The organism is Lysinibacillus xylanilyticus (genome assembly GCF_001708185.1).
In the GTDB taxonomy this organism is placed as follows: Bacteria; Bacillota; Bacilli; order Bacillales_A; family Planococcaceae; genus Lysinibacillus; species Lysinibacillus xylanilyticus_A.
Genome location: NZ_MDDN01000002.1, coordinates 122,582 through 144,743, shown reverse-complemented (window position 1 = coordinate 144,743; position 22,162 = coordinate 122,582). Strand labels below are relative to the sequence as shown.

Below are 22,162 nucleotides of genomic sequence, written 5' to 3'. Positions count from 1 at the left end.
GAAGAGCTACGTGAAGTGGTCAGAATTATCCATTCATACAAAAAATGAAGCGGTAGAAGCAATTTCGAATATTTTGCATGAAGCTGGGGCAAGTGGTGTTGTTATAGAGGATTCTGCTGAATTTGCTAAGCCACGTGAAGATCAATATGGTGAGATTTATGCACTAAATGAAGCGGATTTTCCGAAAGATGGTGTTATTGTTAAAGCCTACTTATCAGAATCTAGTTTTTTAAACGAAACAGTCGAAGAAATTAAAGCGGCTATAACAAATCTAACGAACTTCAATATCGATATTGGTGAAAATGTTGTATCGATTGTGGAAGTAAACGAAGAAGACTGGGCAACAGCGTGGAAGCAATACTATCATCCTGTAAAAATTTCTGAACGCTTTACAATCGTACCAACATGGGAAGAATATGCACCAGTATCAACAGATGAATTAATAATTGAATTAGATCCTGGTATGGCCTTTGGTACGGGAACACACCCAACAACTGTTATGTGCTTACAAGGGCTTGAGAAGGTTGTAAAAGAGGGAGATACGGTTATCGATATCGGAACAGGGTCAGGTGTTCTATCCATTGGTGCAGCCTTATTAGGAGCTAAAAGCGTACACGCGCTTGATTTAGATGAAGTAGCTGTACGTTCAGCACAAGAAAATATTGTGTTAAACAAAGTTGATGATAAAGTATCTGTATTCCATGGGAACTTACTGGATACAGTAAAGGAACCTGCAGATGTCGTTGTAGCCAATATTTTAGCTGAAATTATTATGTCCTTTACTGACGATGCATTTTCAATTGTTAAACCGGGCGGATTATATGTCACTTCAGGCATCATCGGCGCAAAACGTGATGATGTAAAAGCAAAACTAGAAGCTTCAGGCTTTGTGATCGAAGAAGTATTACTAATGGAAGATTGGGTAGCTATCATTGCCCGTCGTCCACAATAAATTGACTGAGGAAGCGCCAAATCGTGAGCCGAGTGCTTGTGATTTGGCGTTTTCTCTTCTTGTTATAAAGGAGTGTTTAACATGCAGCGTTATTTTATTGAGACGACCATAGAGGAAGCGCGTATTAGCGGAGAAGACGCGCGACATATTGAACGAGTAATGCGTATGAAAGAGGGCGACAAAATCGTTGTAGTTGCACAAAATATCGCCCATATTTGCACAATTACTGCCTTTGAAGAAGAAGAGATACTTGTCCAATCTATAGGACAGACGATTCCTTCTCCTGAGTTACCTATCCATGTAACCGTGGCATGTGGTTTGCCCAAGGGCGATAAACTAGAGCTTATTACACAAAAGGCAACAGAGCTTGGAATGTTTGCCCTACTGCCATTTGAAGCTGAGCGTTCCATCGTTAAATGGGATAAAAAGAAGGGCGCAAAAAAGCAAGAACGTTTGCAAAAAATTGCAAAAGAAGCAGCTGAACAATCACATCGTACACAGATCCCTGAAATTTATGAGCCCATCTCTTTTAAACAGCTAGTAGAACAAATGGGCAATTTCGACGCAGTTTTTATAGCGGATGAAGAGGATGCAAAAGCAGAACTACGTACAAGGTTTGCGGAGAAGCTAAAAAACGTGCATGAGAAGAAGTCGAAATCAATTCTTATTATCTTTGGTCCAGAAGGTGGCATAGCAAGGAAAGAAGCAGATACTCTGCTTCAAGCTGGTGCTCAAACGATGTCTTTAGGACCCAGAATATTACGAGCAGAAACAGCGCCGCTTTATGCACTTTCTGCAATATCTTATGAATTTGAATGACATAGCTATTAAACTTGTCAAATGAGGCTTTTCACACACTTAGCTGTGCAAGAGTAAACGTCAGTATAATTGAGTATAAATGCAGTTGTGACAAGTTTTGAAGAGATAGAAATCACCATAATACTGCTAATATAAGTAATCCTAACAATGTGAGCCGATTCAAAAACTTGAATCAGCTCTTTTTCATTGTGTAATACAAAAAACTAGTTAGAATAGGATCAATTAATAACAAGTGTAATTAGTGAATGTAGAATAGATTCAAATCTTCATTAATTGCTACAGGCTTATATACCAATTCTTTTCCTGAAATATTTAATATTCGTTTGTTTGAAATAGGTAAAATACCAATTACAATTTCAATATTAGCTTTGTGTATAGGTTTTGGATTCGGTATTTTACACTACGAGAAAATAAATAAAAGCATAAAATGGGAAAAGGTAAGTCCCAGCGATCAGGCAAGGAACAAGTATTGGAAAACTTTAAAACAGAAGTTAAAAATTATTATAATTGATAGTAACAATTAGACCAGGTGCCGACAACGGTGAGTACCTGGCATTTTGTGTTCATTTTTATCTCTCAGCTCAAAAATCCTTTTTTAAAATAAAAAACTAGTATACACGTCTATTCATAGATTCAATTGCTGCATATTCTGGTATGGAGAGCTCTCAAAAAATACAAAATGAAATGAGGAGATTTTTTTTGAATAATCAATCAAATAATCAAATCCAACCTTGTCCGGTAACATCAACTGAACAAATACCATTAAATAGTGAAGCTACTCCAGTAGTCGCTACACCAGTTGTGCGTCCAATTATTAAAGTACCAGTAGTACTTGCAGAACCAACACTTCAAATAGTTGTGGAGTCGGATATTACGCTTACTCCTGCAGCAACTGAAATCAAAAGAGTGAAAAAAAATGTATTCCTAAATCAGATTAAACTAGTACCGGTTAGATTTGCACGTATTGATAACACTGACTTTTTTAGAGTAACAAGAGCTAAATTATTTGTAGCAGGGCATATTCGCAAAAATATAGAGTATGCTGCAGCAGAATGTAATGGGGCACTTCGAGATAGAATTGCTGATGTTCCGTTTTCTGGTTTTGCAGACCTTACTTTCCCAGCAACTGGTGGGGGCCCTACTCCAATCTTAGGAATTTCCGAGTTTGCCGAAGCGAACTTCCTTAATGAAACTACGCAAACGGATGCTCGATTGGATAAAGCATTCTTCCAAAATCTCGTTAAATACAATGAACAACCATTTGGCGAGTTAGTAGCAGCAAACTTCTTTGAACTTGATTTTTCACCAACTATGGCAAGACCTGAAGGTACTTTCTGCACATTGCGTGAAAAAATTGTACTAGATCTTACTGTGAAAGTAGTGCAAGTTCAACAAATCCGCCTTGATTCTGGTGGTTCTGTAATAACTCCTGATCTTTTAGGATTGACTCCACCAGTTAATGAGTCTCCTTCTAATCCTTGTTAAATCTTTAGCGTTATAGAGGAGCAACGGAGATAAAAAAGGGCATTTCAAGGGGCCCTGAAAAAAATTCAATATTTAACTTGGTAGTTGAAAGCTCGGTTGAATCGAACTTTCAACTGCCTTTTTTGTGATAGATAACGATTAGAATTCACTGACATGTTGCCTTATTATAATATTCTGCTATGGAAAAACTTACTAACAATTTATGTTTTTTCTATGACTGTTTTTTGGAGTAATGCACAATTTTTTGCTATGTCAGCGCCTCTCAATTGTTACTAAAATTTGGAATGCTCTGTGACAAAAGTAAAAGTAAAGCATAAAATGGTTTTAATGATAAGTGCAACACTTAGTTCAAAATAAAAATAGCTTATAATTTTGTTGTTTAAATTGTACCTGCTGACATTCGTAATATGGGCATCTTTATAAGCTAAACACTTCTACATATCTCCGGGGAACAATAGAAAAGTGCTTGTTTTTAGGCATTTGTAATAAAATGGGTTATTACGTGAGTTTTTCTTGAAGAAAACGAATTTTGATCATGTTTCCTAGAAGAACTCAAAAGTTTAAACGAAAAATCGATCAAGAAGATGTCTTAGTTGAAAAAAAGCGTAGGAATATTTTAAGAATTAACTGTTGCACTTTATTTCTTAAAACTTTATTACGAGGAGTGAATTAATGAAAACTCCATGGATTAACTATAGTGAGATGAAGGGAATTTCTTCTAAGCAACAAGTTTTCATCATTTGTAAGAGTCAAATTAAGCCTCCAAAAAGACAAGATTATACATCTGAACTTAATTCTACATGTGAAATGTTAAATTCTCCTGATTCCGATTTTGTAAATGATCTCCTTGATATAGAAAAAGAAGATAAAAGCAGCCCTGTAGAGGTAGCGAATCTTGCAGCACATCTAGATTCCAATCGAGAACGGCTCATTGCTTCTGAAATTAAAATTGAGGATGGAATGAATGATTTTCTTAAAACAGAAGAGGCAGATGAAACGAATCCTGTAGAAGAACAGGATGTAATAGCACATCTAGATTCCACACGTGAACTACTCATTGCTTCTGAAATTAAAATTGAGGATGGAATGAATGATCTCCTTGAAAAAGAAGAGGAAGATGAAACGAATCCTGTAGAAGAACAGGATGTAGCAGCACATCTAGATTCCACACGTGAACTACTCATTGCTTCTGAAATTAAAATTGAGGATGGAATGAATGATCTCCTTGAAAAAGAAGAGGTAGATGAAACGAATCCTATAGAAGAACAGGATGTAGTAGCACAACTAGATTCCACACGTGAACTGCTCATTGCTTCTGAAATTAAAATTGAGGATGGAATGAATGATCTCCTTGAAAAAGAAGAGGTAGATGAAACGAATCCTATAGAAGAACAGGATGTAGCAGCACATCTAGATTCCACACGTGAACTGCTCATTGCTTCTGAAGTTAAATTTGAGGATGGTATGATTGATCTCCTTAAAACAGAAGAGGCAGATGAAACGAATTCTGTAGAAGAACAGGATGTAATAGCACATCTAGATTCCACACGTGAACTACTCATTGCTTCTGAAGTTAAAATTGAGGATGAAATAAATAATCTCCTTGAAAAAGAAGAGGAAGATGAAACGAATTCTGTAGAAGAACAGGATGTAGCAGCACATCTAGATTCCACACGTGAACGGCTCATTGCTTCTGAAATTAAAATTGAGGATGGAATGAATGATTTTCTTAAAACAGAAGAGGAAGGTGGAACGAATCCAGTAGAAGAACAGGATGTAATAGCACATCTAGATTCCACACGTGAACTACTCATTGCTTCTGAAATTAAAATTGAGGATGGAATGAATGATTTTCTTAAAACAGAAGAGGAAGATGAAACGAATCCTGTAGAAGAACAGGATGTAGCAGCACATCTAGATTCCACACGTGAACTGCTCTTTACTTCTGAAATTAAAATTGAGGATGGAATGAATGATTTTCTTAAAACAGAAGAGTCAGAAGGAACCAATCCTATGGAAGAACAAGATTTTGCAGCTCAACCAGACTCTGATCGTGCATTTATAAGTTTTTCTGAAACCGCTGGTGAGGATAAAATTATGAGTCTTACAGATACAGAAGATATGGGGAAAACCAATCCTGCAGGTCATGTCAGTGCATTTCCCGATTCAATACAAGGAAAAGTATGTTCTCTAACCAAAAAAATCCTAATTTCTACCCATGTAGAAATTGATGATTTTCTCCATGCGCCTATCTGTGGTGAGATAGCTAAAAATACATTTGAATTTTTTGATCAAAACAATCTCCTTTCTCCTCAATTTGAAACCAAACTAATTAATACAACGATGGATTATCCTGAACAGCCTAATTGTCGTTTGGTTCGTTCTAAAATAAATGAATGTATATTTTTAATGAAAAATGATACTTTTGATAACAATAATCAGAAGAATAATCCGTTTAAATCAGTTGCAGTTCCCTTACATAATACACAATCAATTAAAAAAGGAGAGACAAATAATCACTCTTGCACTTCAGATGACTTTATGAATATTAGAGTTCCGGTTGTAGTAGGAGAGTACAAAATTGAAATATGCCTGGAAGAATATTTTGTATTTGACAATGGGATTGCAGGAGTTAAAGACATCTCGAATGAGATAGTATTAACCAATAGTAGATTTGTACCTAATCAGTTTTCTCAATCATTAGGTAATGGGACTTGTACAGCGTTAAAGGGAAATTTATTTATTGAAGGCTTTATAAATCAAAATATTGAGTATACGGCATTACACACTATGAGTGAAGTTCTTGCAGAAAATGAGTCATTACTTCATTCAAATCAGTTGTGCCAAAATATGGTATTAGAATTAGTCGTTCATATGCTACAAGTACAGCAAATTCGAGTGTTGAGGGTCTAGAGGATAATTGAAACTTATTGTTCACGTCAAAAATCTTTTTTTAACTTCTTTCAGCAAATGCCTTTTGTAGCGAAAGCAAAGCGACAGCTACAATTCTGACGAGGCATAATTGATTATCAGTTAAATAACTAGTATATACGTCTATGCATATAGCTAATTACTACATATTCTAGCAATATAGAGAGCGCTCTCTAATACTAAAAAAAATGAAAAGAGGAATTTGTTTGAGTGAACAATTAGAAAATCAATGCCTTCCTTGTCCAGTGTCATCGACTGAACAAATACCATTAGCTAGTGAAGTTACTCCAATACACGCTACACCAGTTACGGGTCCAATTATTAAAGTACCAGTTGTACTTGCAGAACCGACACTTCAAATAGTTGTGGAGTCGGATATTACGCTTACTCCAGCAGCAACTGAAATCAAAAGAGTGAAAAAAAATGTATTCCTAAATCAAGTTAAACTAGTACCGGTTAGCTTTGCACATTGGTACCACTGACTTTTTTAAGGTAACAAGGGCTAAATTATTTGTAGCAGGGCATATTCGTAAAAATATAGAATATGCTTCAGCAGCATGTAATGGGGCACTTCGAGATAGAATTGCCGATGTTCAGTTTTCTGGATTTACAGATCTTACTTTCCCACAAACACCGGAAGGTCCTACTCCGATCTTTGGAATTTCCGAGTTTGCAGAAGTAAACTTCCTAAATGAAAACACTCAAATGGATGCTCGATTGGATAAGGCTTTCTTCCAAAATCTTGTTAAATATAATGAACAACCATTTGGCGAGTTAATAGCTGCAAACTTCTTTGAACTTGATTTTTCACCAGTTATGGCAGAACCAGAAGGTACTTTCAGCACATTACGTGAAAAAATTGTGCTGGAACTTACTGTGAAAGTAGTGCAAGTTCAACAAGTTCGCCTTGGACCTGGAAGTCAAATAATAACTCCTGTTCTTTTAGGACTTACTCCTCCTGCTGGTCAATGATAATCACTAGTTTTAGAGGATTATAATACATGAACTGACTACCCACTGCGTAGCTAACGATTGAAGTGGGAGTCTTCTGTCTGGAAATGATAAAAAGGGCTGTTCAATAAAAAAATGTAATCATAAAAAATTGTAATCATAAAAAAATGTAATCATAAAAAATTGTAATCATAAAAAAAGCCCTGAAATATTTAATGGCCATAGACAAAAATCCAAGAATTGAGTTGACAGTTGAAAATTCGGTCAATCTAATTTTCAACTGCTTTTTATAATTTATCTTCTTTTAGCAAATATTTTTTGTAACAAGTACTTTGTGTAAGCATAAAGGCGAATTCGGACGCAATTATCCCAAGGTATAATTAATTTACCAAAGTAACGAGCGGTCAAAAATTGTGAGTTGCCATCTCTAGGTTGTGCCTGAGTAAACGTCATTATGATTGCGAATAAATGCAGTCGTGGTAAGGCTTGAAGGAGTAGGAAAAACCCCTACTCAATGAGTAATTCTAACATAAGAGCCGATTCAAAAAAATTTGAATCGGCTAAAATACATAGTCCACATAAACTCGTTGGAATAGGTTTGATTTTTTAGTAAAATTCCCTATTTAAGCATTGCAGGATTACCTGAACCCATTGATCACGAATACAGTGGTAAATTTAATGTGCGTGTTCCTAAGACATTGCATAAGCAGCTGGTACAAGAAGTAGAAGACGAGATGTATCATTAAATCAATATGTTGTTTATAAGCTTTCTAAATAAGTTATCGAGGTCACGTTCTTTTGAGCGTGGCTTTAATTATACCTTGAGAGGTAGAGTATGACTTTGAAAGAGGCAAAATTAAAAGGGTCACGCGGAGGATAGTGACCCTTACTAATTTGAAGGTGTAAAGGATAAATTTCATTATCCTAATAGTTATGAGCATTAGAGACAATGTCGAGTATTAATAATATTTTGACATCATGAAACCAGCACCGACAATAATAAGAAGAATGAATAGAACGACAATTAGAGCAAATGATGAGCCAGATCCATAACCACCATTACCATAATCTTGAGACATAATTAATTCCCTCCTTCCTATAATCTATAGTATGAATAGTCGTTAAAGTGAATTGCGATATTCATCTATTTTACAAAAATAAAGACATATAAATTGAAATAAATGTTAAGACATTGGGAGTTCAAAGAAGAACAGGGTAATAGGGCTTCAGCTCTTTCTTGTGTTTCTTGGTGATTAGAGTGTTAGAACCTCTCAAAGGCAGTAGGCATAAGCTGATAATGAATATCGAATTGAAAGGGTGTCTTGTTCATGTATACTTATCTTCAATTTCCCTATCGTGATTATAGGTTGATGCCAAGCGATTTTTATTACTCCCCTTATTCTGAAGGATGGTCGATCAGGAACAATGGTGCTCCTGAATTTGATGAAAGACACCGTTTACCATCGCAGCAACGACTTACCTTCGTGCTTGTTCATGGTTCTTGGGCCGATGCGCACTTCTGGGACGGTGTAGCTGCAGAATTGCGCAGTCGAGGGCATATCGTCTATACACCTGAATATGCAGGTCACGGCAAAAATCCGAACAAAAATGTCACACATGCAATGATCACGAAGTTCATCGTTGATTTTATAACAAAATGGAACCTACGTAACTTTGTTCTTGTTGGGCACAGTTTCGGAGGAACAGTCATCCAAAAGGTTGCAGAGCAAGTACCTGAACGCATAAAGCGACTTGTCTTTTGGGACGCGTTCGTACTGAAAGACGGAGAATCGGTTGCTGACGAGTTCCCGCCCCAAATGAGGCAAGGTTTTGAATTGCTCAGAGCTAGCTCAACGGACGATACTATTATGCTCCCGTTTCCCTTGTTTCGAGATTCGTTCGTCAATACGGCCACTTTTGAGGAAGCTAAATGGATGTATGAAGGGCGTCACTCCCGAACCGGCAAAGCCACTTTTCGAGAAACTGGATCTTAAAGCGTTCTACTCGCTACCTACGCCCAAAAGTTATGTCTATTTCTATCAAGACAACGCATTGCCACAAGGAGAGGGCTACGGCTGGCATCCGAATATGTCCAGACGACTCGGTCAGTTCCGGCTGATCGTAGGGGACGGAGACCACTTTACAGACACGCGTACAAGGCCTGCTATGGTGGCACAGAAGCTTTACGAGGCAGGTCGCGACTGACGTACTGTGAGCAAGATTAAGTTAATGGTAAACTATACTTATATAACCAGAAAAAGACCATTCCGTGATGGGCGGTCTTAATTTTTGTCAAAAGCATGATACCTATAATAGTAGAAAGATCACCTTTTTACTGGTGGTCCTGCACTAGTGAATTTGTGACGTTATCAACACCCAGGCGAAGATTAAGTTCTAAGGGAAGACTACTTTTAAGTCATAGAAACAAATGACAGGTATTAAAAATGGTGCCTGTTTTTGATGAAATATAATAAGCATAGCCAAAAAGCTAGGCTCATTATATTTATTTGTGCTATTATAAGACACGTTGATAATTTAATTTATTGTAGTGCACTCTTGAAAGGATGATATATATTATGAGTAACGAGCGATCAAAAATCGTGAGTTTCCATACTCTAGGTTGTAAAGTAAATCATTATGAAACAGAAGCAATTTGGCAGTTATTTAAAGAAGAAGGCTATGAACGTACGGAGTTTGATAAGCAAGCCGACGTTTATGTCATTAATACGTGTACTGTAACAAATACAGGGGATAAAAAATCACGTCAGGTCATTCGACGTGCTGTTCGTCAAAATCCAGATGCTGTTATTTGTGTAACAGGATGCTATGCTCAAACGTCTCCAGCAGAAATTATGGCGATACCTGGCGTTGATATTGTTGTTGGAACACAGGATCGTACAAAATTGCTTGGTTATATTGAGCAATATCTTAATGAGCGTCAACCGATTAATGCTGTACGCAACATTATGAAAAATCGTGTGTATGAGGAACTAGATGTACCAGCATTTACAGACCGTACACGTGCATCTTTAAAAATACAAGAGGGCTGTAATAATTTCTGTACTTTTTGTATTATTCCGTGGGCTCGTGGGTTAATGCGTTCTCGAGACCCTAAGGAAGTATTAAGCCAAGCACAACAACTAGTGGATGCAGGGTATCTTGAAATTGTCTTAACTGGTATTCACACAGGCGGTTATGGACAAGACTTAAAAGATTACAACCTAGCACAATTACTACGTGATATAGAGGCGAATGTTAAAGGTTTAAAACGTCTCCGTATTTCTTCGATTGAAGCAAGTCAATTAACAGACGAAGTGATTGAAGTGTTACGTGAATCAAAAATCGTAGTTAACCATTTACACATTCCAATCCAATCTGGCTCTGACACAGTTTTAAAACGTATGCGTCGTAAGTATACAATGGAGTTTTTCGGTGAACGCTTAACTAAACTACATGAAGCTTTACCAGACTTAGCAGTTACATCTGACGTAATTGTAGGTTTCCCAGGAGAAACTGAAGAAGAGTTCATGGAAACGTATAACTTTATTCGTGATCATAAGTTTTCTGAATTACACGTATTCCCGTTCTCTCCACGTACAGGCACACCAGCTGCACGTATGGAGGACCAAATTGACGAGGATATTAAAAACGAACGTGTTCACCGCTTAATCGCTTTAAATGACCAATTGGCGAAGGAATATGCTTCTCGCTTTGAGGATCAAGTACTAGAAGTAATTCCAGAAGAATTCGTGCATGATGGAAGTGATGAGGAAGGACTTTTAACAGGTTATACAGATAACTACTTGAAAGTAGTATTTGAAGGTCCGGAAAGCCTAATCGGTCAGCTTGTGAAGGTGAAAATTACCCAAGCTGGATATCCTCATTCTAAAGGACAATTTGTACGTGTATTAGAAACAGTTAAATAGTAAAAGGATTGCCTATCATTTTTTGATAGGACAATCCTTTTTTGTTTCTTTTAAAAAATCTACATGCTGAGCAGTAACTTTGTGGGAGTGAATCAAGCGAGATTTCTAAGAGTTACCAAAATTGTCATCTAATAAAAAGAAAGAAATTAGACGACAACGTGAAAAAATGGTATGATGCCAAAGAGGTACGTACAACTTGTTGATAGAAGGAGAGTCTAATAATGGAACATAATTTTGCGCGTATGATTGATCATACATTATTAAAGGCAGAAGCAACAAAAGAACAAATCGAAAAACTTTGTGCCGAGGCAAAACAATTTAGCTTTGCTTCTGTTTGTGTAAATCCAACTTGGGTAAAATATAGTAGTGAGCTTTTACAAGGCTCAGATGTTTTAGTTTGTACTGTAATTGGCTTCCCTCTAGGTGCTAATACTCCAGCAGTTAAAGCATTTGAGGCAAAAGATGCGATTGCTAACGGCGCTAAAGAAGTAGATATGGTCATTAATATCGCTGCTTTAAAAGATAAAAACTATGACCTTGTACAAGCGGATATTGCTGCAGTTGTTGAAGCCGCAAAAGGCAGTGCGCTAGTGAAAGTTATTATTGAAACTTGCTTACTAACAGAGGAAGAAAAAGTGAAAGCATGTGAGCTAGCGGTCGCAGCAGGGACGGATTATGTGAAAACATCAACAGGCTTCTCTACAGGTGGCGCTACAGCAGAGGATATTGCTTTAATGCGTAAAACAGTAGGTCCAGAGCTAGGTGTAAAAGCGTCTGGCGGTGTTAGAAGCTTAGAGGACATGAAAAAAATGATTGATGCTGGAGCAACTCGTATTGGAGCAAGTTCTGGTGTAGCCATTATGAATGGGCTAATTGCAGATTCTAATTATTAAGGTTACTTAAATCAAATATAGTAGGTGGTGGGGCTGTTCTTTACGAACTAGCCCCACTTTTATTGAAACTTGGACTTCATGCCGCTGCTGCAGTCCATCTATATAATGCACCTAGATAGGTTTTTTAGATCCTCTGCGATAAAAGGGAGGTTCTGTACTTTATTGTGTCCAGGTACTAGCCTTGCCCTACGCTCATCGGACGCCCCCAGGAAGCTTTGCTCTGTGCGAAAGCGAAGCGACAGCAACAATGTTTTATCTGCGCGAAAGCGAAGCGTCAGCGACAAATGTTTTATCTGCGCGAAAGCGAAGCGTCAGCGACAAATGTTTTATCTGTGCGAAAGCGAAGCGGCAGCAACAAAGCGGCCCAGTCGGAACGGAAATCAACCACACGTTATGGTGATGAACGAGCCTCTAATACAGATGGTTAATCATTACACCAGTTAAATAACCTAATTATCACTTTATATCTAAGTTTTCTTTTAGAAATTGTATAAAGGGGTGTTCAATTGTTTCATTTTTCCTCGTGCAAATAAATAAGCTTTGTTTAATATCAACTCCATCAATATAAATCCGAGCTAACTTTTGGCTTTCAATGCTATTTGTCACACTAAAAGAAGGGGCAAGCATAAAGCCATAACCTGCTTCAACAACCTTGATCGATTCATGTAAGCCTTGCATTTGTACGCCTACTTTAGGTAAAGGACAATCATTTGTGTAAAATATAGCTTCAAGTAAATCTAGCGTGGCGCTACCTTTTTCTCGATAAACTATTTCCTCTTTTGATAAAGTCTTCAGCGGTACCGTTTGGTTCGCCAGTTTATGCAATGGATGTGCGACAAAATAAAAGTCTATGTCTACTATTTTTTCGAACTTTAAATCCTCTCGTTCTAGATTGCCTTGAACCACAAATCCAAAGTCAGCTTGATAATTTAGTAATTGTTCTTCTACATTCTTAACATTTCCTAATGAAATAAAAAATTTTACGTTTGGCTTCATCAATTTATATTCCGCAATATACGGAGGCAAAACATAATTAATCGGAATATAGGATGAGGCAATTTGTATTTTTTCTTCTTTTGTTATAAATGTTTTTATTTTCTCAGTCATTTGTTCTTCTAAATAAAATAAGCGTTGACCTTGTTCGTAAATGTATTGTCCTTCTGTTGTAAGTTGAATACCACGCCCTTTATTTTTGATTAATTTTAGATTTAATTCTCTTTCTAAATTACGTATTTGAATTGTGACAGCAGGTTGACTTAAGCGTAGTTCATTTGCAGCTGCCGTAATACTTCCTAGCTTAGCTACACTAGTAAAAATTCGTAATGCATGTAAGTTCATAAAACACCTCTTTCATAAAAAAAAATTATGAATTCGCTAAAAATATTAAATTGTTTTATATGGATTATATCAGTATTTTTAAGGTAGAGGTGATTTTATGGGAGTTTTATTAAGTGAGTGGATTTCAATAAATGGATTGCAACTATTTATTATTGGGGTAATTGCCGCAATTATAGGTGTTATGTTTGGTGCAGCTGGATTTATTTTATTGCCTGCTATGTTATTAGTTGGAGTTCCAATACACACAACTGTTGCGATCAATAAATTTGCAACAGGCGTTTCAGCTTTATCAAATGTTATAACATTTATTGTAAAAAGAAATATTTCAATTCAAACCGTTATACCCCTTATTATAATTTCTAGTTTTGGCGGTGTAATGGGTGCATTTTTTGCTACTCGATTATCCGAGCAAATAATGAATGTTATCGCTTGTATCATACTTATTTTTGCCTTTTTCATTGTAGTAAAGAGCAATAAATTTCTAGCAGCTGATGAAAAAGAAACGGAAGTACAGCCGACATCATTGGCTATTCCATTTCTTATTAGTATGTATGATGGGGGTTTTGGACCAGGATCAGCATTGATGAATATAACGTATTATTTGAAAAAGCATTATCTTTATATAAAAGCAGTTGAATTTACACGAATCATATCATTTTCAAGTTGTTCAGGAGCATTTGTCTTTTACTACTTTTTAGGCATTATGAATTGGGGAATTGCTATACCTGTAACTGTTGGCTCAATTTTCGGATCGTTTATTGGATTGAAAATTTTACCTTATATGAAAGGCAAATGGATTCAAACGCTTTTACCTATTATCTTTTTCTTGTTAATTGTACAAGTAGTTTCTGATTTGTTATTCTAGTAACTTTCAGGCATCTCGAAGCCTTTTTGCGCTTACCTATTTTACCTAAAAACCTTAAACTATAGACCAAATCATCCATTCTAAAAATGATGTGAGTTGAAATTTCACATCATTTTTTTTGTATAAAATTATTATAGGTTGTTATGGTGCTTATTGATTAGCTCATCAATCTTTCTATTCATTTTTTTCGCTTCAGTTTGGTTATATAAATAAAATAGCAGCCAAGAAATAGTAAAAAGTAAAATACTGAAAAATAACATTAACAGAATCGATCCTAGAGATGATGCTGGAATCCAATTTAAAAGTAACGCAACAACTAAAAATATTCCTATAGAAATGGTAAAATGGATAGCCGTTTGTTGTAAAAACGTTAAACGCTCTACTTTATAAATAGATGATGGTAATACACAAGCAACGCCTATAATTATTGAACCTAAAACCTGATGTATGAAATCAGCCATAACAGCTTCTAAAAAATTGTCTCCAAAAATCCAATAACCAAAAAGATTAATAACAACAAAAACTGTACATCCCATACTTATACCAAATCCTACATTCTTAATAAAATGCATCTATTTAAACCCCCAAACGCTTTTTAAATTGCTTACGATAATTACGAGAAATTACTTCTTTAATGCCTAAAACAAGCTCAATTTCCATTGTGCCATTAAATGAAGCCTCAATATTTTTAATTTTTGATAGGTTTATAATTGCAGATTTAGAAATCCGTATAAAATTATTCCCCAATAGTTGCTCTAATTCATATAAAGGTTTACTTAAAATAAGACGATGATCATCCTCATCGTATAAAGCTAATTCTCTGCCTTCAGTTCGAATAACAATAATTGAATTTGGATTAATGATATATGTTTTATTATTGGCTATTCCTGTTAAAATTTGTTCTTCATTCTCTTGTTGTAATAATGAAATAGCAGCTTGAATCGTTGGAGTAAGTTTTGCTGTACAAATTGTAATGTGTGGTTCTTCATACTCTGTATCAATTTTTATCTCTATTTTCAGAATTATCACCTCTCAAAAAATTATAGCATACCCAGTGTTTGGGAAAATGCAGGTTATTCTTTGAAAAAGGCATGTTACACAATCGTGGCAACATGTTACTCCAAACGCATTGTTTGCGTGCTTTTCATTCGATATATTGAGCTCAAAAAGGAGGTTGATTTATCGTATGGGGGCATTAACTACTTCAAAAGAAAGAATTAAAACAGGTTGGATATTGACGATTATTGCGATTATTCTCACGGCCAGTATAATTTTTTGGTTTGTGAATAATCCAGTAGGTTTTATTGAACAAGGAATTGGCTATAGGAGAGAAGTAATTTCACATTTATATATTTGGATTTTTATACTTTTGATTGTAATAGGTTACATCGCCTATACAATCATTGCATTACCTTTCGTAAGAGCACATTTATTTACCTTTTCCTGGCTTAAAATAATCGGTATATGGGCTGCTATTGTGACTGGAATAGTTGAAGAAGTGATTTTTAGACATTTACTTATGGAATATTTATTATCTATTGCATTTTCAGATATATTGCAAATACTAATTTCTGGACTACTATTTGGAATGGCTCACGGTGCATGGATACTTTTGAGAGGAGAGTGGAAGATTGCACTACCTGTGATTATATGTACTACAATTTTAGGAAGTCTTCTCGCAATATTATATATTATGGCTGGAAGAAGTACCTTTGCTCCAATCGTAGCTCATATTTTCATTAATTTAGTGATCGAGCCCTGGTTAATGTTATCTGCCGTTTCTGGGAAATGGGATAGTAAAATAAAGTAGTTGTACTATTGTTAAATTATTGGTCGTCAGTTTTATAAGAGTAACTTCTTAGAAAAACTAAAATTGTAGGGAGAGGCAATAAACTACCCTAATGCTAGGTTATTCTTCAAAAATCGTGAAAAGCATCTACTAAAAAGAATTGCCCCGTAAATGTTAGAAAAAATAATTAACATTTATGGGGTGTTTTATGTCACAGAAGAAAGTTACTGAGAATTGACATAATAAAAAGATTGCTGTATTTTTGAATTATAGTTAACTGGTTAACAATAATTACGTGGTAAAGGAGAAGTATAAATGGATAAGAAGGAACAAGTAATAGATGCTTTGCAAAACTTTATTACTGAAAGAGAAGCTTCGCAAAAGAAAAGAAGTGTTGCTAGCAGGGGAGAGGAAGAAAGTGATGCAATTGTATTAGATTGGACACTTACTCAATTACATATTGTTGCAATGGTTAAGGAATGTGGATCAGCTAATAATAGTGAGTTATCTAGTAAGTTGAATGTTTCCAAGCCTGCTATTACAAAAGCTGTAAGAAAGTTATTACAAAACAACATGATTGCGAAAACTCAGCTTGAGAGGAATAAAAAAGAGATTCATTATGTATTAACCGAGTCAGGTAAAAGATTAGCCCTTGTTCACGAACAATTACATCAAAAAGCAAGAAATAAATATTTAAGTTTACTAAAAAAATTTAGTGATACAGAATTAGATGCTATTACTAAATTTTTGAATGTTGTTACAGGAAGCTTGAAAGATAATGAAGAACAAAGTGGATGTGATTAAATTGCGCGGTCGAATATTCAAAAATAAAGTACTTGTTTTGTATTTGTTGAGTATCAGTGCTTTTTGTGCTTCTTTATTTCAGAATATATACACCCCAACAATTCCCCTTATTCGGGATTCATTTGGAGTGAGTATTAATTGGGTAAATTTCACTGTTGGTGGTTTTATATTTGTTACAGCAATTATGCAGATTGTTTTAGGGACATATATTGATTCAAGAAGCCAAAAAGAGTTGTTAATTACTAGTTTAGTGATTACTAGTGTTTCCTCAATAGTTTGTGCATTCTCTACGAATTTTACGATATTTATGATTTTTAGGATGTTTCAATCCGTTGGTACTGCAATCATCCCTTTAGTGGCGATTAATATGATTGCGCAGTTGTTTGAAGGAGAGGCAAGAGGAAGTGCAATGGGAACATATCAAATACTTCTCACTCTTGCTCCTGCCATTTCGCCAATTTTAGGTGGATTACTTGGGCATTATTCTGGATATTCAGGTGTTTTTTTATTTCTTTTTACTATTTCAATTATCCTACTAATGCTTTTTTGGTATTTACTTCCTGGTGATAGAGCGGAAAGTCGTCCATCTAATAATAAAGGTATTTTAAATATATACATTACCGTTCTATCTAATCGTACAGGGGTAACTTCGTTCATTTTAGGTTTTTTTGTATTTTTTATATACTTTTCTATTCTTGTCTACCTACCAGTACTCCTCAGTGATTATTACCATGTCTCATTGCAAATAATTGGTATACTGTATTTACCTTTAACGGTTAGCATGATTATAGGAAGTGTATTATACAAACGTCTACAGAAAAAAATAGCACTAAAAAAATTACTTCTCGCTATTTTAGTTTTAATGCCATTGCAAGTGATTCTATTTGGCTTGTTACAAGCAAGTTCAATAGCTGGATTGAGTATTGTGCTATTCTGCTATGGAATAACTGTCGGTTTTGCTCCTCCTCTTTTCTCAACTATTATAAGTAATGAGTATTGCGACAACAGAGGGGCTGCACTTGGACTTTTTAATTTTATCCGTTATTCAGGAATGGCTATAGGCTCAATAATTGCTGGACTCTACAAAGTGATGTCAGTATCTCTTTTATTTATAATTTTAGGGATTCTACTATATCTTATTGCAATAGTACAATATCGGATATTAAATAAAGCAGCAGCTCAAGCTTAAGGCTACCATTTAGGTGGCTTTTTAACCTTGATTCCAGATTCATCATCCAATTCATTGCGTATGCTACTTTGTACATGTGACTTTTCGTTATTTTGATTAGTGCTCATCTGGCTCATCACCAAAAGTTGTGGATGACATTTGTTAAAACATATACTATATAAATAAGTTGATTGGAGTGGAGGCTGGGTGACTCCTTGGGGATCAGCGGTAGAGGAACGAAGGCTAAGAGCATCACGTCCTGTGATAACGCCTTCGTAACCTACATCGTGTAGGCCCGAGACCCTAGAGCGAGCAACGCGAGTGAAGCGGCTCATCGGACGCCCCCAGGAAGCTCTGCTCTGCGTGAAAGCGAAGCGTCAGCGGCAAATGTTTTATCTGTGCGAAAGCGAAGCGACAGCAACAAATGTTTTATCTGCGCGAAAGCGAAGCGTCAGCGGCAAAGCGCCCAGTCGGAATGGAAATCAACCACACGTTTTGGTGATGAACCGCTCATCTGGTGAAGTATCCTTTAATTTCCACCAGAATAAAACCTTGAACTGCCTCATATACTCCACTGATGCAATTGATTGTGGAAGGGAGGATACAATGTTTACACAATTTAAGTATTGGAAGCCTTATATTAGCCCATTCGATCCTTGTAAGCCTATTAAAGTGAAAAGCTATTCTACACCACCTCAGCTGTATATGGGTTTTCAACCACCTGGGCTACCTCAATACCCAACCCCTAAAGAAGCTCTTAAATCAGGAACGCTTTGGCCCCAACTATTTAGCCCTTATCCAGATCCTCAAAAAGGAGGGATGAAACATGAGTAAAGAAATGCCACCCGAATTTTATAAGCTCCTGGAGGAATTACAAGCAATAGATTTTGTAATAGTGGAATTAAATCTTTATTTAGATACGCATCCTCACGATTATGATGCTATTCAACAATTTAATGAAAACACAGAAAAAAGTATGAAACTTAAGGTTGAGTTCGAGCAAAAATTTGGACCGCTGATGAATTTTGGCAGAAGTTATTCGCAGTATCCTTTTACTTGGATTGATACACCATGGCCATGGCAAGTCTAACTTCTTTTTTGTAACGAAAGTGAAACGGCAGATGCAGAAGTCCACCACCCCTAAAGGTGTTGAAATGAATGTGGGGGTGGGTTACTTTCATCAGATGCCTAAACATCCGCTGAAATAAAGGAACTCAGGCTAAGAACTTCACATCCTGTGAAAACGCCTGAGTGACCAACGTTATGTTGTTGTTGTTGTTGTTGTTGTTGTTGTTGCCGCTACGCTTTTGCACAGACGAAACCCTTGTGCTGCCGCTACGTTAGCACTGCGCTTTCGCACAAAAAATATCTGTTGGTCTAAAGTCTCCGGTATATGTCACGGAATTCGGACGCAATTATGCAGAGGCATAATTGATTATGAGTAACTAGGAGGAATTATTTTTGTGGTATTATGAAAAGAAGCTCCAATATCCTGTAAAGGTGAGTACATGTAATCCGACGCTAGCAAAGTATTTAATTGAGCAATATGGTGGTGCAGATGGAGAATTAGCAGCAGCACTTCGGTATATGAATCAGCGCTATACTATTCCTGATAAAGTGGTGGGGTTGTTAACCGATATAGCGACCGAGGAATTTTCCCACTTAGAAATGATTGCAACAATGATTTATAAACTCACTAAGGATGCTACTCCTGAGATGCTAAAAGAAGCGGGCCTTGGCGAGCACTATGCCAATCATGATCGAGCATTGTTTTATCAAAATGCGGCTGGATCACCGTTTACTGCAACATATATTCAGGCTAAAGGGGATCCGATTGCTGATTTATATGAGGATATTGCAGCTGAAGAAAAAGCACGTGCCACATATCAATGGATTATTGATTTATCAGATGACACGGATTTAAATGATAGCTTGAAATTTTTACGTGAACGAGAAGTTGTCCATTCTCAACGTTTCAGAGAAGCTGTAGAGATTTTAAAAGATGATAGAGATCGAAAGAAATTCTTTTAAAGCAAATAAGAAAAAGAAATAGGGTATATCAAAAGAAAACTCCTTTTGATATACCCTATTTGATTGCTTATTCGATATTTGCGAATAAAGCAAGATCCTTCCGGTGACCAATCATTACTAATAAATCTTCTTTTTCAATAATCTGCTCAGGTGAGGGAGAAATGATAATGTCTCCTTCTCGAACAATGGCAATGACACTTACATTATATTTCGCGCGAAGGTCTAAATCTCGCATATTTTGTCCAGCCATCTTTGAAGGAATCATAATTTCTTCTATACTGTATTCTTTTGATAATTCAATATAGTTTAGCATATTGGGTGAGAGAAGCTGATTGGCAACTCGCTCTCCCATATCTCTTTCAGGATAGATAATCCAGTCAGCTCCTACTTTATCTAAAACTTGCCCGTGTCTTTTTCCAAGAGCCTTTGCAATCACTTTTTTGATGCCAAGTTCTTTTAATAACGATACGGTTAAAATGCTCGATTGCATATCATTGCCTATTGCAACGATGACATAATCGAAATTGCCTATTCCTAAAGAGGTAAGAGCTTTTTCTTCTGTCGTGTCAGCGACTACTGCATGTGTCACATATAGTTCGGCATCTTCGACTCTTTCCTCATTAATGTCGATTCCTAAAACTTCCTGCCCAGCTTCATGTAATCTGCGAGCTACACTTGTTCCAAATCTACCTAGGCCAATTACAGCATATTGTTTAATAGACATTGCACTCTACACTCCTTTATCGTGATTACCCAATCATAATATTTCCCTTAGGATGACGGAATGCCTCAGATTTCCGTCGTTTTGTTATGGCAAAAGCAATTGTTAATGGACCTAATCTACCTGCAAACATTGTCAATATGATGACGAGTCGGCCACCAGGTGATAGCTCTGGAGTTAGACCCATTGAAAGTCCAACTGTAGCAAACGCAGAGGTTGCCTCAAATAAATACATCATAAAACTATGTCCTTGCTCGGTAATACTTAAGACAAACGTGACGAGTATAACAATCATCATTCCGCACATTGTGACTGTTAAAGCTTTTAATATGGTTTCGTTAACTATTCTACGTCTAAAGAGGACAACATCTTCTTTCCCTCTAATTTGTGACCACATCGTGGCAACTAAAAGCGCGAAGGTTGTTATTTTTATTCCGCCAGCAGTGGAACCAGAACCTGCACCAATGAACATTAGTAAGATGATTAAAAATAGTGTGGATTGTGTTAAGTCTCCTATAGGAAGAGTATTAGAACCAGCAGTCCTTGGGGTAACAGCTTGGTATAATGAACCAAGAAATTTGCCCCATTCAGACAATGGTCCAATAGTTTTGCTATTTCCATATTCAAATAAGAAAATTAAAAACGTCGAGCCAACTGTTAAAATAAGCGTTGTGGTTAATACAATTTTTGAATGCACGGAAAGGCGTTTTGTTTCCCGATATTCATATAGTTCATTTATGACGATAAACCCTAAGCCCCCAATTGTAATAAGAGCGCAAATAGTTAAAACGATAAACGGGTCGTCTACATATTCGGTCAACCCATTAAAGCCCCCCATTAAATCAAATCCAGCATTATTAAAATTCGAGATGGAATGGAAAAAACCATAATATATAGCTTTACCTACAGGCATATCGAACGAAAAACGGATAGATAAAATTAAACCACCTATTATTTCAATTACTGCAGTAAAAAGTAATATCCGTCTAACCAATTTGACAAGACCAGCCATTGTAATATTATTGAAGGCCTCTTTTAATAAAAGTCTTTCTTTTAAGGAAATTTTTTTTCCTAATAGTAAAAATAATAATGTTGCAAACGTCATAAAGCCTAATCCACCAATTTGGATAAGAAATAAAATGACTAGTTCTCCAAATACTGAAAATGTATCGCCAGTATCCACAACAACCAAGCCAGTTACACACGTTGCAGAAGTCGCCGTAAATAATGCGTCTAAAAAAGAAAGTCCCTGACCATTCTCTGTCGAAATAGGAAGAGTTAACAAAAGTGTTCCAATCAGGATAATAGTTGCAAAGCCCAACACCAGTATTTTAGGAGGATTTAATTTATTTTTAACTGTTTTCATTTTAATCTCCTCAATGTTTGGATAAAGATTTTTAAAATCATTAAAAAAATTTACATAATAAAAAGACCAACTGTTTTGTATGTTTCAAGATTATAAAGGCTTAAAAAATAAACATACTCATAA

22 protein-coding genes and 1 pseudogene are annotated in these 22,162 nt (G+C 36.1%); 17 read left to right on the top strand and 6 right to left on the bottom strand.

What is annotated here, in order from left to right; genetic code table 11:
- Positions 1 to 10: 10 nt before the first annotated feature.
- The 6 genes and pseudogenes from prmA to BFJ97_RS25615 all read left to right on the top strand — a co-directional run bounded on the left by prmA (position 11) and on the right by BFJ97_RS25615 (position 7,884).
- Entirely contained in the window at positions 11 to 952 is a 942-nt protein-coding gene (gene prmA / locus BFJ97_RS05405; RefSeq protein WP_068983633.1) for a 50S ribosomal protein L11 methyltransferase, read from the top strand.
- Between the two features lie 81 nt (positions 953 to 1,033).
- On the top strand, positions 1,034 to 1,771 hold the full coding sequence (locus BFJ97_RS05400) for a 16S rRNA (uracil(1498)-N(3))-methyltransferase (protein ID WP_068983632.1): 738 nt from the start codon (positions 1,034 to 1,036) through the stop codon (positions 1,769 to 1,771).
- Between the two features lie 699 nt (positions 1,772 to 2,470).
- Entirely contained in the window at positions 2,471 to 3,256 is a 786-nt protein-coding gene (locus BFJ97_RS05395) for a CsxC family protein (RefSeq protein WP_223553660.1), read from the top strand.
- Between the two features lie 672 nt (positions 3,257 to 3,928).
- The gene (locus BFJ97_RS05390; RefSeq protein ID WP_068983630.1) at positions 3,929 to 6,169 is read left to right on the top strand and encodes a BC_2427 family protein; all 2,241 of its coding nucleotides are present in this window, start codon (positions 3,929 to 3,931) and stop codon (positions 6,167 to 6,169) included.
- A 206-nt stretch (positions 6,170 to 6,375) separates the two neighbouring features.
- Positions 6,376 to 7,159 (top strand): annotated as a pseudogene (locus BFJ97_RS05385) (CsxC family protein).
- Between the two features lie 659 nt (positions 7,160 to 7,818).
- Positions 7,819 to 7,884 (top strand): hypothetical protein, encoded by a 66-nt coding sequence (locus BFJ97_RS25615; RefSeq protein ID WP_368072737.1) that lies wholly within the window; start codon positions 7,819 to 7,821, stop codon positions 7,882 to 7,884.
- 213 nt (positions 7,885 to 8,097) lie between these two features.
- Here BFJ97_RS25615 and BFJ97_RS23440 read toward each other — a convergent pair whose 3' ends face one another.
- Complete coding sequence (locus tag BFJ97_RS23440; RefSeq protein WP_083226918.1) at positions 8,098 to 8,217, bottom strand: YjcZ family sporulation protein; 120 nt, start codon at positions 8,215 to 8,217, stop codon at positions 8,098 to 8,100.
- 249 nt (positions 8,218 to 8,466) lie between these two features.
- On the opposite strand from BFJ97_RS23440, the gene BFJ97_RS05380 reads away from it, so the two are divergent.
- The 4 genes from BFJ97_RS05380 (at position 8,467) to BFJ97_RS23990 (ending at position 12,401) form a co-directional block, all read left to right on the top strand.
- Positions 8,467 to 9,132, top strand: coding sequence for an alpha/beta fold hydrolase (locus tag BFJ97_RS05380; protein ID WP_368072735.1), 666 nt, complete (start codon positions 8,467 to 8,469; stop codon positions 9,130 to 9,132).
- 582 nt (positions 9,133 to 9,714) lie between these two features.
- A complete protein-coding gene (gene mtaB, locus BFJ97_RS05375) occupies positions 9,715 to 11,064 on the top strand; it encodes a tRNA (N(6)-L-threonylcarbamoyladenosine(37)-C(2))-methylthiotransferase MtaB (protein ID WP_068983629.1) in 1,350 nt (449 codons plus the stop codon).
- A 221-nt stretch (positions 11,065 to 11,285) separates the two neighbouring features.
- Positions 11,286 to 11,957 (top strand): deoxyribose-phosphate aldolase, encoded by a 672-nt coding sequence (gene deoC, locus BFJ97_RS05370; protein WP_068983628.1) that lies wholly within the window; start codon positions 11,286 to 11,288, stop codon positions 11,955 to 11,957.
- Positions 11,958 to 12,179: 222 nt separating this feature from the next.
- Entirely contained in the window at positions 12,180 to 12,401 is a 222-nt protein-coding gene (locus BFJ97_RS23990; protein WP_139114380.1) for a hypothetical protein, read from the top strand.
- Between the two features lie 12 nt (positions 12,402 to 12,413).
- On the opposite strand, the gene BFJ97_RS05365 is transcribed toward BFJ97_RS23990, so the two are convergent.
- Positions 12,414 to 13,295 carry a LysR family transcriptional regulator gene (locus tag BFJ97_RS05365; protein WP_068983627.1) on the bottom strand — a complete coding sequence of 294 codons (882 nt, stop codon included), beginning with the start codon at positions 13,293 to 13,295 and terminating at the stop codon, positions 12,414 to 12,416.
- A gap of 97 nt (positions 13,296 to 13,392) precedes the next feature.
- Between BFJ97_RS05365 and BFJ97_RS05360 the strand changes: the two genes are divergently transcribed.
- Positions 13,393 to 14,160 (top strand): sulfite exporter TauE/SafE family protein, encoded by a 768-nt coding sequence (locus tag BFJ97_RS05360; RefSeq protein WP_068983626.1) that lies wholly within the window; start codon positions 13,393 to 13,395, stop codon positions 14,158 to 14,160.
- Between the two features lie 131 nt (positions 14,161 to 14,291).
- Here BFJ97_RS05360 and BFJ97_RS05355 read toward each other — a convergent pair whose 3' ends face one another.
- Together BFJ97_RS05355 and BFJ97_RS05350 are read right to left on the bottom strand one after the other, a co-directional pair.
- Positions 14,292 to 14,732, bottom strand: a complete 441-nt coding sequence (locus BFJ97_RS05355; protein ID WP_068983625.1) for a DUF3021 domain-containing protein — start codon at positions 14,730 to 14,732, stop codon at positions 14,292 to 14,294.
- 4 nt (positions 14,733 to 14,736) lie between these two features.
- Positions 14,737 to 15,189 carry a LytTR family DNA-binding domain-containing protein gene (locus BFJ97_RS05350; RefSeq protein WP_223556019.1) on the bottom strand — a complete coding sequence of 151 codons (453 nt, stop codon included), beginning with the start codon at positions 15,187 to 15,189 and terminating at the stop codon, positions 14,737 to 14,739.
- A gap of 157 nt (positions 15,190 to 15,346) precedes the next feature.
- On the opposite strand from BFJ97_RS05350, the gene BFJ97_RS05345 reads away from it, so the two are divergent.
- The 6 genes from BFJ97_RS05345 to BFJ97_RS05315 all read left to right on the top strand — a co-directional run bounded on the left by BFJ97_RS05345 (position 15,347) and on the right by BFJ97_RS05315 (position 19,952).
- A complete protein-coding gene (locus tag BFJ97_RS05345) occupies positions 15,347 to 15,970 on the top strand; it encodes a CPBP family intramembrane glutamic endopeptidase (protein ID WP_068983624.1) in 624 nt (207 codons plus the stop codon).
- 294 nt (positions 15,971 to 16,264) lie between these two features.
- Entirely contained in the window at positions 16,265 to 16,753 is a 489-nt protein-coding gene (locus BFJ97_RS05340; RefSeq protein ID WP_068983623.1) for a MarR family transcriptional regulator, read from the top strand.
- Entirely contained in the window at positions 16,728 to 17,942 is a 1,215-nt protein-coding gene (locus BFJ97_RS05335) for an MFS transporter (RefSeq protein ID WP_068983622.1), read from the top strand. The genes BFJ97_RS05340 and BFJ97_RS05335 overlap by 26 nt, the downstream gene beginning before the upstream one ends.
- A 585-nt stretch (positions 17,943 to 18,527) precedes the next feature.
- Positions 18,528 to 18,755 carry a spore coat associated protein CotJA gene (locus tag BFJ97_RS05325; RefSeq protein ID WP_068984061.1) on the top strand — a complete coding sequence of 76 codons (228 nt, stop codon included), beginning with the start codon at positions 18,528 to 18,530 and terminating at the stop codon, positions 18,753 to 18,755.
- Positions 18,748 to 19,011 carry a spore coat protein CotJB gene (locus tag BFJ97_RS05320; protein WP_068983620.1) on the top strand — a complete coding sequence of 88 codons (264 nt, stop codon included), beginning with the start codon at positions 18,748 to 18,750 and terminating at the stop codon, positions 19,009 to 19,011. Before BFJ97_RS05325 ends, BFJ97_RS05320 begins: the two co-directional genes overlap by 8 nt.
- Before the next feature lie 371 nt (positions 19,012 to 19,382).
- On the top strand, positions 19,383 to 19,952 hold the full coding sequence (locus BFJ97_RS05315; RefSeq protein WP_068983619.1) for a manganese catalase family protein: 570 nt from the start codon (positions 19,383 to 19,385) through the stop codon (positions 19,950 to 19,952).
- A gap of 67 nt (positions 19,953 to 20,019) precedes the next feature.
- Here BFJ97_RS05315 and BFJ97_RS05310 read toward each other — a convergent pair whose 3' ends face one another.
- Both BFJ97_RS05310 and BFJ97_RS05305 read right to left on the bottom strand, forming a co-directional pair.
- Entirely contained in the window at positions 20,020 to 20,676 is a 657-nt protein-coding gene (locus BFJ97_RS05310) for a potassium channel family protein (protein ID WP_068983618.1), read from the bottom strand.
- A 25-nt stretch (positions 20,677 to 20,701) separates the two neighbouring features.
- A complete protein-coding gene (locus BFJ97_RS05305) occupies positions 20,702 to 22,039 on the bottom strand; it encodes a TrkH family potassium uptake protein (protein WP_068983617.1) in 1,338 nt (445 codons plus the stop codon).
- Positions 22,040 to 22,162 lie beyond the last annotated feature (123 nt).

Excerpts from the sequence above, each read along its gene's own strand:
- BFJ97_RS05400 (WP_068983632.1), top strand. The coding sequence starts at position 1,034 with ATGCAGCGTTATTTTATTGAGACGACCATAGAGGAAGCGCGTATTAGC.
- BFJ97_RS05390 (WP_068983630.1), top strand. The coding sequence starts at position 3,929 with ATGAAAACTCCATGGATTAACTATAGTGAGATGAAGGGAATTTCTTCT.
- BFJ97_RS23440 (WP_083226918.1), bottom strand. The coding sequence starts at position 8,217 with ATGTCTCAAGATTATGGTAATGGTGGTTATGGATCTGGCTCATCATTT.
- BFJ97_RS05380 (WP_368072735.1), top strand. The coding sequence starts at position 8,467 with ATGTATACTTATCTTCAATTTCCCTATCGTGATTATAGGTTGATGCCA.
- mtaB (WP_068983629.1), top strand. The coding sequence starts at position 9,715 with ATGAGTAACGAGCGATCAAAAATCGTGAGTTTCCATACTCTAGGTTGT.
- deoC (WP_068983628.1), top strand. The coding sequence starts at position 11,286 with ATGGAACATAATTTTGCGCGTATGATTGATCATACATTATTAAAGGCA.
- BFJ97_RS05365 (WP_068983627.1), bottom strand. The coding sequence starts at position 13,295 with ATGAACTTACATGCATTACGAATTTTTACTAGTGTAGCTAAGCTAGGA.
- BFJ97_RS05360 (WP_068983626.1), top strand. The coding sequence starts at position 13,393 with ATGGGAGTTTTATTAAGTGAGTGGATTTCAATAAATGGATTGCAACTA.
- BFJ97_RS05355 (WP_068983625.1), bottom strand. The coding sequence starts at position 14,732 with ATGCATTTTATTAAGAATGTAGGATTTGGTATAAGTATGGGATGTACA.
- BFJ97_RS05345 (WP_068983624.1), top strand. The coding sequence starts at position 15,347 with ATGGGGGCATTAACTACTTCAAAAGAAAGAATTAAAACAGGTTGGATA.
- BFJ97_RS05340 (WP_068983623.1), top strand. The coding sequence starts at position 16,265 with ATGGATAAGAAGGAACAAGTAATAGATGCTTTGCAAAACTTTATTACT.
- BFJ97_RS05335 (WP_068983622.1), top strand. The coding sequence starts at position 16,728 with ATGAAGAACAAAGTGGATGTGATTAAATTGCGCGGTCGAATATTCAAA.
- BFJ97_RS05325 (WP_068984061.1), top strand. The coding sequence starts at position 18,528 with ATGTTTACACAATTTAAGTATTGGAAGCCTTATATTAGCCCATTCGAT.
- BFJ97_RS05320 (WP_068983620.1), top strand. The coding sequence starts at position 18,748 with ATGAGTAAAGAAATGCCACCCGAATTTTATAAGCTCCTGGAGGAATTA.
- BFJ97_RS05310 (WP_068983618.1), bottom strand. The coding sequence starts at position 20,676 with ATGTCTATTAAACAATATGCTGTAATTGGCCTAGGTAGATTTGGAACA.
- BFJ97_RS05305 (WP_068983617.1), bottom strand. The coding sequence starts at position 22,039 with ATGAAAACAGTTAAAAATAAATTAAATCCTCCTAAAATACTGGTGTTG.